Source organism: Embleya sp. NPDC056575 (genome assembly GCF_042793325.1).
Lineage (GTDB): Bacteria > Actinomycetota > Actinomycetes > Streptomycetales > Streptomycetaceae > Embleya.
Genome location: NZ_JBHTVA010000112.1, coordinates 16,178 through 28,274, shown reverse-complemented (window position 1 = coordinate 28,274; position 12,097 = coordinate 16,178). Strand labels below are relative to the sequence as shown.

The window sequence follows — 12,097 nt, the reverse complement described above, 5'->3', positions numbered from 1 at the left end:
CGCCCCGCCGCTGCCGGTCGGTTTTCGCCGACCAACGCACCCGTCTCGTCGGGAGCCCTCAGCATCGGAGCCCCGCGCGCCGGCGGCGGCCCACCGCCGACTCTGACAAGCCCCGCGCTCGGGTGGCTGTCAGTGGGTTGTGTCGTGGCGGGAAGGCTGGGCGATGCCTGCGCGGGCCAGTATTCGCATTGTTGTGGGGGATAGGCGGCTCAGCCACCAGGCGGCTCGGGCTTCCGGGGTTATTGGTGCCACCGCTTGGCGACGGCGGATTGCTCGGACGATTTGGTCCGCCACCTTTTCCGGGGAGTAGTTGCGGCGGGCGTAGAGTCTGGACGCTCGTTCTCGGTGTGCGGCCTGGTCGGTGGTGTTCATTCCGGAGAAGGTGGTGCTGCGGGTGATTCCGGTGTTGACGATGCCCGGGTGGATCGTGGTCACCCGCACGCCGGAGCCGGCCAGTTCGGCTCGTAGGCAGTCGGACAGCATGGCCACCGCCGCCTTGGTGGTCGCGTAGGCCGCCAGCAGTTTGGAGGGCGTGTACGCCGCCGCCGACGCGATGTTGACGATGTGTCCGCCCTCGCCGCGTTCGGCCAGCAGCGTGCCGAAGGCCCGGCAGCCGTGGATGACGCCCCACAGGTTGACGTCCAACACCCGCTTCCACTCGGCGTCGGTGGTGGCCAGGAACGAGCCGGCGTGGCCGACGCCCGCGTTGTTGACCACGATGTCCGGGACGCCGTGTTCCGCCGCGACCTTGGCCGCGAAGGTGTCCATGGCCGCGCCGTCGGACACGTCGACGCGGTACACGTGCGCCGAACGCCCGTACAGGCGGGCCAGTTCGGCGGTGCGCTCGGCTCCGACCGGGTCGACGTCGCACACCACGATGTCGGCGCCCTGTTCGGCGAACGCGACCGCGGTGGCTCGGCCGATTCCGCCGCCCGCGCCGGTGATCAGGGCGAGCCGTCCCGCGAACGGGTCCTTCCTCGGCGGCCGTTCACCGTGCCGGGCCGTGTCGAGGTCGGGCGTCGTGGTGCCGTGGTCGATGTGTGCGGCGAATTCGCGGGTCATCCGGGCCACGGTCGGGCCTTTCTCCAGAAGTGCGGACCAGTGGCCGGCCGCGAGCGTGCGCCGCCACAACCGGGGCACCCAGCGGTCCAGGTCCTCGGACAACGCCGCACCGACATACGGATCGTCGGCGAGGGTGATCAGCTGCACCGGTACGGTCGTCTCGCGCCGCCCCGGAAGCAACATCCGGGGCAGCATGTTGGCCCGGTACAGCTCGATGCCGCGTACCGCGTCGTCGGCGAGCGTGGCCCGCGGGTGATCCGCGCGCGGCCGCACCCCCTCGGTCCGGGCCAACAGCCGGCCCCAACGTGCCGCCGCCCCCGACCGCCAGACCGCGGGGGCGAGCATCGGCAGGTGGAACGCCGCGATGTACCACGAACGCGCCGACTGGGCCGCGAGTTGGCGCAGATGTCGTGGCGTGGGCCGGGCCAGTCGGCGTCCGGCCCAGTGTCCGACGTGGTCCAGACACGGCCCGGAGATCGAGGTGTACGAGGCGATCCGGCGCGGCCCGGCCCGGTCGGTGACCGCCTCCCACGCCTGGATCGAACCCCAGTCGTGGGCGAGCACGTGCGCCGGCCGATCCGGGCTCACCGCGTCCAGCACGGCGAACAGGTCGGCGGCCAACTGCTCCAGCCGATAGCCGTATCGACTCCCGGGCGCCCCCGACGCCCCCGCGCCGCGCACGTCGTAGCGCACCACCCGGTGGTCGTGTGCGAGATCGGCGACGACGTCGTTCCACACGTGGTGGGTATCCGGGTACCCGTGCACCAGCAGCACCAACGGGCCGTCAGCCGGTCCCTGTTCGTACACCGCGAGCCGGACACCACCGGAGACGACGGTCCGAGTGCGCACCACGCCGCCCTCCCCGGCCGCCTCCTCGACACCTCTGTTCACGACTCCCTCGGAAGCCCCCGCCGTCATCGCGACCCCCCTTCGCGCAACCTCCGCACGTGCGGCACGTCGTCGTCGAGCCAGTACGCGTCGTCGTCGGTGACCACCAGCAACTCCTCGAATTTGGCGCCCACCGCGCGCAGCGCGATGTGCGGTTCCACCGCCCACAGGCCCGGGGTCGGCGCATGTCGCGACGCCCGACCGTCCGCCCACAACGGCGAACGCCCGTGCAGCCGCTCGGCGATCAGCTCCCGACCGAGGGTGCGAATCGTGCGCACACCGAAGCCGAGCACGTTCACCCCGATCGGTCTGCGCAGGGTGACCCGGGTGACCTGATGGGCGATCACCCGCCCCGGATAGACCTGATGCCTGTTGTCGTAGCCGTGCGCGACCGTCAGTGCGTCGACCGCCCGGTACACGTCGTCCAGCGGCCTGCGCCGGCGCACCTCGGTCACGATCAGCTCGCGGTAGGCGCCGAGATCGGCCACGACCCGGTCCCACACCGGGTTTTCGCCGAACTTGCCCGCGTAGCCGATATCGCCGGTGTACCCGTCCACGATCGGCGCGCAGTCCAATACGTACGGCATGCCCTCGGTCAGGACCCGGCCGCTCGGGAAGAACTGCAGCGGGGTACGGAAGTCGCGGAACGCGGTGCGGTCGCCGAACCACACGAACGGGATGTGGAAGCAGTCCCGGACACCCTCCGCCGCCAACTCCCGCCCCAGTCGCGCGGCGGCCTGCCGCTCGGTGACGCCCGGTTCGATCCAGGCCGCGACCCGCTCGGCGCACCGATACGCCAACCGCTGCACGTCGCGGAATCGATCCAGGTCGTCCTCGTCGTACCGGAACGCCGGCATGCCCCCGGGCGCGCGCGCCGCCGGGACCCTTGGCCGTGTGCTCATCAACGCCGCCTTCCGAGGGAGATCGTGCGGATCACAGGTCGAGGACCAACCGCTCGCCCCCGGCGGCGCGGGAGACGCAGATCAGCATCGCGCCGGCCGCGCGTTCGTCGTCGGTCAGGCGCAGGTCGCGGTGCTCCACCGTGCCCGCCACCACGTTGACCCGACACACGCCGCAAAAGCCCTGCCGGCAGGAGTAGGCGGTGTCCGGATCGGCCTCGCGCAGCACGTCGAGCGCGGGCCGGTCGGCCGGTATCGGCAGCTCGATGCCGCTGCGCCGCAGGTGGAGCGTGAACGGGTGGCCGTCGACCACGGGCGCCGGCGCGAAACGCTCGAAGTGCAGGCCGCCGGCCGGACTTGCCTCGACGGCCTCGCGTACGGCGGCCAGCATCGGCGCCGGCCCGCAGCAGTACACCGCAGCCCCGACGGGAGCGCGGCCGAGCAGTTCGGCGCAGTCCGGCGGGCCCTCCTCGTCGTCCGCGCGCACCTCGAACCTCCCTTCGGCGCCGCCCAGTTCCGCCAACTCGGCGCCGAACGGCAGCGAGTCGCGGGTCCGGCCGAGGTGGATCAGCCGCCAGTCCGATCCGACCCGCGCGGCATGACGCACCATCGGCAGGATCGGGGTGATGCCGATGCCGCCGGCAAGGAACAACACGGCGGGTTCGGCGGCGAACGGAAACGCGTTGCGCGGCCCGGCGGTTCGCAGCGTGGCGCCCACCGGCAACGCGTCGTGCACCTCGATCGATCCGCCGCCGCCCGCGGCCAGTCGGCGCACCGCGATCCGATAGGTGTAGCGGTCCTCGGGGTCGCCGCACAGCGAGTAGTGCCGGCGACGTCCGGACGGCAGCAACAGGAGCAGGTGGGCACCCGGCTGCCAGCGGGGCAGTCGGCCGCCGGCCGGTGTGGTCAGCCGCAGGGAGACCACGTCCTCGGCCTCGACGACCCGTTCGCGCACCACCAGTTCGAGCGCGTCGGAGCGGACATTCGGCGTACCCACCCGGGCCGGCCGCCGGCCGCGCCGCGCGATCGCCTCGGTGTGGACGCGGCCGAGCACGGTCAGCGCCCGCATCATCCGGTCGCCGCGCTCACGCCCGTACAGGTCCGGCGGCGGGGCAATGGGCCCAGACGGCGCGGAGGTTGGCGGCGGTGTAGTGGGCCCAGACGGCGCGGAGGTTGGCGGCGGTGTAGTGGGCCCAGACGGCGCGGAGGTTGGCGGTATGGACGGGCTCATCGGCATCCTCTGCATCCTCGGTGTCCGGATCGAAGGGGTTATCGCAGCGAACTACCGCGCAGCCGCCCGCGCCGCCGGAGATCGGGCCAGATACGCCACCGCCTGCCCGGTCGAGCCCTCCTGGGTCGGGTGGTAGTGCGGCTTGACGTACCGTGCGGCGGAGCGGGCCGCGCCGGTCAGCCCCGGCAACAACCCGCGCCGCGACGCCTGTACGTACGCGCGCCACGTGGGCCGGGCCCGGCCCGCCAGGTCGGGGTCGGCCCGCATCAGGAAGCGCACGCCGCGCACCCACATCCAGGTGAGCACCGGCCCGGTGACCGCCATCGTGCGCATCCGGCGCAGATAGCCCGGATCCAGGTGGATCAGCAAGTCGTACGCCACGCTGCGGTGTTCCACCTCCTCGGCGCCGTGCCAGCGGAGCAGGTCCAGCATCACCGGGTCGACCTCGGCCCGGTCCAGGCCGGGCGCGTTGAGCACCCAGTCGCCGAGGAACGCGGTGAAGTGCTCGATCGCGGCGATGATCGCGACCCGCTCGATCAGGTGCTCGCGGGCGGCCGGGCCGGTGAGGTCGTCCCGACCGGCGAGCACGCGGTGGAAGAGCCATTCGACCTGGCGTACGAACGGCGCCGGATCCAGGCCCTTGGCGAGCAGCAGGTCGAGCACACCCTGGTGGGCCTCGGCGTGTACGGACTCCTGGCCGATGAAGCCGATCACGTCCTCGCGCAGCCGCTCGTCGGTGACCAGCGGCAACGCCTCCCGGAAGGTGCGCACGAACCAGCGCTCGCCCTCGGGCAGCAGCAGGTGCAGCACGTTCATCGTGTGTGTGGCCATCGGCTCCCGCGGGACCCAGTGCATCGGCAGGCGCGACCAGTCGAAGCGCACGTCGCGCGGGTTGAGCGCGAGGTCGTGGTGCTCGTCGGCGCGAACGGACGGACCCCTGGCCGGGGTTCGGGTCGAGCGGCGGACGCGGCGCTCGCGGCGGGGGAGCGGTGGGCCGGGGGGAGCCGAGGACATGACGGTGCTCCTTCGTGGGGAACTCTTGCTGCCTCTCTGGTCACCTGTCTTGTTACCTCACAGTAGGGAGTGTTGAATAAAAGTCAATACTTTGAGCGCCCGCCGGTTTCGATACTCTGCGCGTACCCGCAGCCGTCGCCGCGACCGAAACCAGGCCCCGATTTGAACAAGAGTCAACGATCCCGCACGGAGGGTCGCCGAACCCCGCCCGACTCCGAGCGCTCGCAGGCCCGGCGCGCCGAACTCGTGGCCATCGGGCGCCAGTTGTTCGCGAACACCTCCTATGACGCGCTGTCCGTGGACGAGATCGCGACCCGCGCCAACGTCGCCAAGGGTCTGCTCTACTACTACTTCCGGAACAAGCGCGGCTACTACGTCGCGGTGATCGAGGACTCCGTCGCCGACCTGGTCGCCCGCGCCCGCAGTGACGCCGACCAACCCGCGGCCGACCGGCTGCGCAAGGTGCTGGACGGCTATCTGCGCTTCGCCCAGGGCAACGAGGCCGCCTACCGCACCGTGGTCAGCGGCGGCGTCGGCTTCGACGCCGACGTGCTCACCATCCGCGAACGGGTCCGCGAGGAGATGCTCACTTCGCTCGCCGACGGCGCCTACGGCCGCGTCGACCTGTCGCCGATCGCCCGCGCCGCGCTGGTGGGTTGGCTGTACTGCGTCGAGGGGGTCACGCTGGACTGGCTGGCCCGACGGGAGTTGGCCCGCGAGGAGGTCCACAACCTGCTGGTGATGCTGCTGATGGACACGTTCGTCACCATCGCCGACCTCGATCCGGCGTGGCAACCACCCGAGGCCGCCCTCGCCCTGCGGCGCGCACGGACGCAGCCGGAGTGAAAACGCACCGGGAGTAGCAAGGATCGACGACCCGCAGCGCCCGACCTGCACCCCCCTGCACCCGACCCGCACCCCCCTGCACCCGACCCGCACCCGATCCGCGCCGGGCCGGCCCCCACCCGGGTCATCCCCGGGGCGTACCCGTTCACCCTCCGGGCGCACGTCCACGCCCCAAAGGTTCGTCCGCACGGCGATCGTCACGGCCGCACCGATTCCCTACCGTCGAGGGCATACCGGGCACCCGCCCGGCGGCCCTCCCCGGGGAGGCGTCGAGGCACCGGAGCCGCGGAGATCCAGCGATGATCACAGCCGAAGCACTGACCAAACGCTACGGTCCCAAGACCGCCGTGGAGGGGTTGAGCTTCACCGTCCGTCCCGGCGTGGTCACCGGCTTCCTGGGTCCCAACGGCGCCGGCAAGTCCACCACCATGCGGATGATCCTGGGTCTGGACCGCCCCACCTCCGGCTCGGTCACCGTCAACGGCCGCCGCTACGCCGACCATCCGGCCCCGCTGCACGAGGTCGGCGCGCTCCTGGAGGCGAAGGCGGTACACACCGGCCGCTCGGCGTACCACCACCTGTTGTCCATGGCCGCCACCACCGGCATCCCCACCCGCCGGGTGCACCAGGTGATCCGGATGGTCGGCCTGGACGAGGTGGCCCGCAAGCGGGTCGGCGGCTTCTCGCTCGGCATGGGCCAGCGGCTCGGCATCGCCACCGCACTGCTCGGCGACCCGGCGACCCTGGTCCTGGACGAACCGGTCAACGGCCTCGACCCCGAGGGCGTGTTGTGGATCCGTACCCTGCTCAAGTCGCTCGCCGCCGAGGGACGTACGGTCTTCCTGTCCTCACACCTGATGAGCGAGATGGCGCTCACCGCGGAGCACCTGATCGTGGTCGGGCGGGGGCGGCTGATCGCCGACACGTCGGTCGCGGACTTCATCGCGGGTGCCGCGCCCGACCAGGTCCGGGTGCGCACCCCCGACGCCGATCGGCTGCGGGCGCTGCTGTTCGGGCCCGAGGTGCGGATCGCCACCGAGGAGCGCGACGTGTTGGAGGTCAGCGGGGTCTCCAGCGACGACATCGGTCGCATCGCGGCGGCGCACGGCATCACCCTGTTCGAACTGGTCCCGCATCGGGTGTCCCTGGAGGAGGCGTTCATGGAGTCGACACGCGACGCGGTCGAGTATCGGGTCGGCGACCCGTCGGGCGGGACACGGGGCAGGGCCGCCTGATGTCGACCACGATCACCCCCGGCGCCCCCGCACCCGCTCCCACCCCCGACTTCGTCTCCCGCGCCGCCGGGCGCGGCAGGGTCACCTTCGCCCGTGTGCTCCACGCCGAATGGATCAAACTGCGCAGCCTGCGCTCGACGTTCTGGGTCCTTGTCGCCGCGGTCTTCGTGGTGATCGCGCTCGGCCTGCTGGTCACCTCCGGCACGGTCGACCGCTGGCCGGACACCGGTGCCGCGGAGCGGGCGCGGTTCTCCGCGCCCAACGCGAGCCTGACCGGCCTCTACCTCGCCCAGTTGGCGATCGGTGTACTGGGTGTGCTGGTGATCACCGGGGAGTACGCCACCGGCTCGATCCGGGCCACGATGTCCGCGGTGCCGCACCGCCTGCCCGTGTTGTGGGCCAAGGCCGTCGTCTTCGGCGCGGTCACCTTCGTACTAATGCTGGTCACCTCCCTGATCGCGTTCCTGGCCGGACAGGCGGTGCTGAGCCGGGAGCACATCGACGTCGCACTCGGCGACCCGGGTGTGCCGCGCGTGGTGATCGGAGTGGCCCTCTACCTCGCGATCACCGGCATCCTGGCGATCGGCGTCGGCGCCATCGTGCGCAACGCCGCCGGCGGCATCGCGATCGTGTTCGGCCTGTTGCTCGTGCTGCCCCAGGTGGTGCAGGCCCTGCCGACCGCGTGGCAGGACCACATCACCAAATACCTGCCCAGCGAGGCCGGTCAGGCGTTCACCCGCTGGCATCCGTCGGCCGACGCGCTGTCCCCGAACACGGGCATCACGGTCTTCGCGCTCTACGCCGCGGCGACCCTCGCGGCAGCGGCGGTGTTGTTGCGCAGGCGCGACGCATGAGCACGCTACGGCGCATCGAAACGGCACTGCGCCGGGACGGCGGCGGGCATGGGCTCGCCGCCGTCCCGGCGCGCGTGATGACCTTCACCCGCGGGCATCCGATCTGGGCCGACACCACCGTGGCGGTGGGCCTGGTGCTCATCTTCGAGTCCGGCAACCTGATGCGGCTGTCCGCCTGGTCGGTGGTCGGGCTGACCCTGATCCTGCCGCTCGCGCTGCGCCGCCGGGCCCCGGTGGCGGTGTTCGCGGTGATCACGACCGTGGCCCTGATCCAGTGGATCATCGACGCGCGCACCGGCGCCGACGCGAGCCTGCTGATCGCGCTGTACACAGTGGCCGCCACCCAGGACCGGCGCCGCACGGTGTACGCGCTGGCCGTGGTCGAGGTCGGCATCGTGCTGGCCGTCGGACGCTGGACCCTGGACGGCTACCGCTTCGGCGCGTTCGTCGGACTGAGCGCGATGGCCGTCACGGCGGTGGTGCTCGGCGCGAACCTGCGCACCCGACGGCGCTACCTGGCCGCCCTGGAGGACCGCGCCCACCGCCTGGAGCGCGACCAGGAACAGCAGGCCCAACTCGCCGTCGCGGCCGAACGCGCGCGGATCGCCCGGGAGATGCACGACATCGTCACGCACAACCTGTCGGTGATGGTCGCCCTCGCCGACGCCGCCGCGATGACGGTGCGCAGTACGCCCGACCGATCCGCGACGGCGATGGAGCAGGTCTCCGGCACCGGCCGGCAGGCGCTCACCGAGATGCGCCGCTTCCTGGGCGTGCTGCGCGAGGACGAACCGGACGCGGCCCGGCACCCCCAGCCCGACCTGGCCCGGCTCGGCGCGCTGGCCGAACAGGTCCGCGCGGCGGGCCTGCCGACCACGCTGACCATCCAGGGCGACACTCGCGAGGTGCCGCAGGGCGCCCAACTCGCGGTGTATCGGCTCGCCCAGGAGGCCCTGACCAACACCCTCAAGCACGCCGAACCCGGCGCGAACGCCCGGATCCGGGTGTGGAGTTCCGCCGATCGCCTGGAGTTGAGCGTGGTCGACGACGGCCGCCCCCGCGTGTTCGCCGCCGCCGGCGGCACCACCGGCACCGCCACGGCCGCCACCGGCACCGGCAGCGGCATCGCCGGCATGCGCGAGCGCGCCGCCGTCTACGGTGGCGAAGTGGCGGCCGGACCGCTGCCCGGCGGCGGCTGGCGTGTGTCGGCCGTACTGCACCTGACCGACCCGGGAGGATCCTGACGTGGCCGTCGACGTACTGGTGGTGGACGACCAGCCGCTGCTGCGGATGGCGTTCACGATGGTTCTGGGCGCCCAGGACGACATGAGCGTGGCCGGCGAGGCCGACTGCGGCGAGGAGGCCGTACGACTGGCCGAACTCACCCGCCCCGACGTGGTGTTGATGGACGTGCGGATGCCCGGCATGGACGGCATCGAGGCCACCCGGCTGATCACCGAGCGCTGCCCCGACACCAGGGTGCTCATCCTGACCACGTTCGACCTGGACGAGTACGCGTTCGCCGGACTGCGCGCCGGCGCCTCCGGCTTCCTGCTCAAGAACGCGCTGCCCGCCGAACTGCTCGCCGCGATCCGCTCGGTGGCGGCCGGCGACGCGGTGGTCGCGCCCCGGATCACCCGGCGCCTCCTGGAGACCTTCGCCCACCGCCTGCCCGAACACGACGCCGCCCCCGGCGCCGAGGACCCGCGCCTGGGCGGCCTGACCGAACGCGAACGCGGCGTCCTGGTCGAAATGGCCCGGGGCCTGTCCAACGCGGAGATCGCCGCCCGCCTCCAGCTGTCCGACGCCACCATCAAGACCCACGTCAGCCGGGTCCTGGCCAAACTCGGCGTCCGCGACCGGGTCCAGGCGGTAGTGGTCGCCTACGAAAGCCGTCTTGTGCAACCCCTGTGAACGCCGTCTCGTGCAACCGCGATGAACCGCGCCGCCTTCGCCGAAGGACCCCGCGCCCGATACCGCGCACCACCCTGCCGCGCGCGGCCCGACCGCCGGGTGTGCCGAGTGCGTCGACGGGGGGTGGACGGGTGGGTAGCATCATGAGACTGACTCGTCGTATTCGGGCGCGCCGTCGACGGCGACGGTGCCGAGCCACGGAGAACGCACATGCTCAAGGCATTCGCGGACCTTTCCACGCCCCTCGTGGCCGACGCCTGCGTCCGGGTCGACGCACCGCTGCGGATCGCGCCGCCCGGGATTCGGGCGGTGGTTCCCGGGCAGCGGATCGCCGGGCGGGTGTTGCCGGTTCGGCACTACGGGAGCGTGGACGTGTTCCTGGAGGCGTTCGGCGCGGCCGCGCCGGGTGACGTGCTGGTGATCGACAACGGTGGCCGCCTCGACGAGGCATGTGTGGGCGATCTGGCGGTGTTGGAGGCCGAGGCGGCGGGGGTGGCGGCGCTGGTGGTGTGGGGGCTGCACCGCGATACGCCGGAACTGGTCGAGATCGGGCTGCCGGTGTTCAGCTACGGCGCCTACCCGCCGGGACCGACCCGGCTGGACGAGCGCGAGCCCGAGGCGCTGACCTCGGCCCGGATCGGGCCGCATACGGTGGACGTCGACGACGTGGTGTTCGGCGACGAGGACGGCGTTTTGTTCGTCGCCGCCGACCGGGTCGAGGAGGTCCTGGCCACCGCCCACCGCATCCACGACACCGAACGCGAACAGGCCCGCCGCATCCGCTCCGGCGACACCCTGCGCGAGCAGACCACCTTCGCCGACTACCTGTCCCGGCGCGCCGCCGACCCGTCGTACACCTTCCGGCGACACCTGCGCCGCACGGGCGGCGCGATCGAGGAGTAGCCGAGGGGCGGCGGTCGGCGCGCGCCGGCGTTCGGCGTAGCGGGGCCGGTACACGGTCGGCCCGCGGTCAGCAGGCCGGCGGGCGGCACAGCGCCAGCACCAGCGCGTCGTCGGTCAGGCGCAGCGTGCCGACGTGTCGCCGCAGGTCGTCGCCCAGCCGCTCGACCGCGGTCACCGGATCCGCCGCGATCGGCCGCTCTCCGCCGAGCAGCGCCTCGATCCGCTCGACCAGCGGATAGTGCCGGCCCCCCGCGTCCCGGGCGTCGGCGAAGCCGTCGGTCATCAGCAGCAGCAGGTCGCCCACGCCGAACGGCACCTCCCACTCGGGCGGCGTGCCCGGGTCCAACTCGCCCAGACCCAGCGGCAGGCCGGGATCGGGCGGTTCCAGCACATGCACGGTGCCATCCGCCCGGATCGCCACCGGTTGCTCGTGGCCGCGGTGTACGAACGCCACCTGCTCGGCCCGCACCTCGACGAGCAGCGCGGTCACGAAACGATCGGCCGGCGCGTTGCGGATCACACTGGCGTCCACCCGGCGCGCCACCGCGCTCAGCTCCGGCTCGTCGTACGCCGCCTCGCGAAACGCGCCGATCGTGATCGCGGCGGTCCGCACCGCCCCCAGCCCCTTCCCGAGCACGTCGCCGATGATCAGCCGCACCCCGAAGGGGGTGTCGAGTGCGATGTACAGATCCCCGCCCAGCTCCGCCTCCTCGGCCACCGCGAAGTAGCGCACCGCCAACCGCAGGCCGCCGAGGCTGTCGGTCGGTGGCATCAGGATCGCGCGCTGCGCCGCGAGGGCCACCTCGGAGACCGCGACCAGGGCCCGCTCGTGCCGTATCCGGGCGGCGGACAGGTACATCGCCAGCGCGGTGGCCATCACGTACATCCACGTGCTGATGTTGAACAGTTCGTGGTACTCGGGCCCGAGATAGCCGTCCATCGACGCCAGCCAGTAGCGCAGCGGCAGCGAGACGCCGCCGATGACGAGAATCGCCAGGGGCGGCGCGGTGGCGGCGGCGAGGGTCGGCGCGAGCAGCAGGAACGGATAGAACACCATCGAAGAACCCGTCGCCAGGTCCACGACGGTGACCACGACGAGGATGCCGACGGGCAGCGCGATCTGACGAAACAGCGACTGTGTCGCGGTTCCGGCCACGGGCTGCTGCGGCTCCCTGCTGCTCATCGGTGCGTCCATGGTCGCCCAGAATGTAGTGGTATGCCGCATGCACAGCGTCCGCTGAACAGGTGACG

Annotated in this window: 11 protein-coding genes; 6 read left to right on the top strand and 5 right to left on the bottom strand. The window is 72.2% G+C overall.

Going from position 1 to position 12,097, the window contains the following annotated elements:
* Positions 1–129: 129 nt before the first annotated feature.
* The 4 genes from ACFRCG_RS45955 to ACFRCG_RS45940 form a co-directional block, all read right to left on the bottom strand.
* On the bottom strand, positions 130–1,953 hold the full coding sequence (locus ACFRCG_RS45955) for an SDR family oxidoreductase (protein WP_380042639.1): 1,824 nt from the start codon (positions 1,951–1,953) through the stop codon (positions 130–132).
* 23 nt (positions 1,954–1,976) lie between these two features.
* A complete protein-coding gene (locus ACFRCG_RS45950) occupies positions 1,977–2,852 on the bottom strand; it encodes a M24 family metallopeptidase (protein ID WP_380042638.1) in 876 nt (291 codons plus the stop codon).
* A gap of 31 nt (positions 2,853–2,883) precedes the next feature.
* On the bottom strand, positions 2,884–3,921 hold the full coding sequence (locus ACFRCG_RS45945; protein ID WP_380042637.1) for a PDR/VanB family oxidoreductase: 1,038 nt from the start codon (positions 3,919–3,921) through the stop codon (positions 2,884–2,886).
* A gap of 210 nt (positions 3,922–4,131) precedes the next feature.
* Positions 4,132–5,094 carry a metal-dependent hydrolase gene (locus ACFRCG_RS45940; RefSeq protein ID WP_380042636.1) on the bottom strand — a complete coding sequence of 321 codons (963 nt, stop codon included), beginning with the start codon at positions 5,092–5,094 and terminating at the stop codon, positions 4,132–4,134.
* Positions 5,095–5,256: 162 nt separating this feature from the next.
* Here ACFRCG_RS45940 and ACFRCG_RS45935 point away from each other — a divergent pair, with 162 nt between their 5' ends.
* The 6 genes from ACFRCG_RS45935 (at position 5,257) to ACFRCG_RS45910 (ending at position 10,846) form a co-directional block, all read left to right on the top strand.
* Positions 5,257–5,940 (top strand): TetR/AcrR family transcriptional regulator, encoded by a 684-nt coding sequence (locus ACFRCG_RS45935; protein ID WP_380042635.1) that lies wholly within the window; start codon positions 5,257–5,259, stop codon positions 5,938–5,940.
* Positions 5,941–6,239: 299 nt separating this feature from the next.
* Positions 6,240–7,175 (top strand): ATP-binding cassette domain-containing protein, encoded by a 936-nt coding sequence (locus ACFRCG_RS45930; RefSeq protein WP_380042634.1) that lies wholly within the window; start codon positions 6,240–6,242, stop codon positions 7,173–7,175.
* Positions 7,175–8,029 carry an ABC transporter permease gene (locus ACFRCG_RS45925; protein WP_380042633.1) on the top strand — a complete coding sequence of 285 codons (855 nt, stop codon included), beginning with the start codon at positions 7,175–7,177 and terminating at the stop codon, positions 8,027–8,029. Before ACFRCG_RS45930 ends, ACFRCG_RS45925 begins: the two co-directional genes overlap by 1 nt.
* The gene (locus tag ACFRCG_RS45920; RefSeq protein WP_380042632.1) at positions 8,026–9,273 is read left to right on the top strand and encodes a sensor histidine kinase; all 1,248 of its coding nucleotides are present in this window, start codon (positions 8,026–8,028) and stop codon (positions 9,271–9,273) included. Before ACFRCG_RS45925 ends, ACFRCG_RS45920 begins: the two co-directional genes overlap by 4 nt.
* Before the next feature lies 1 nt (position 9,274).
* Positions 9,275–9,943 carry a response regulator gene (locus tag ACFRCG_RS45915; protein ID WP_380042631.1) on the top strand — a complete coding sequence of 223 codons (669 nt, stop codon included), beginning with the start codon at positions 9,275–9,277 and terminating at the stop codon, positions 9,941–9,943.
* Positions 9,944–10,153: 210 nt separating this feature from the next.
* Entirely contained in the window at positions 10,154–10,846 is a 693-nt protein-coding gene (locus ACFRCG_RS45910) for an RraA family protein (protein ID WP_380042630.1), read from the top strand.
* A 67-nt stretch (positions 10,847–10,913) separates the two neighbouring features.
* Here the strand turns inward: ACFRCG_RS45910 and ACFRCG_RS45905 are convergent, their stop codons facing one another.
* Positions 10,914–12,029 (bottom strand): PP2C family protein-serine/threonine phosphatase, encoded by a 1,116-nt coding sequence (locus tag ACFRCG_RS45905; protein ID WP_380042629.1) that lies wholly within the window; start codon positions 12,027–12,029, stop codon positions 10,914–10,916.
* Positions 12,030–12,097 lie beyond the last annotated feature (68 nt).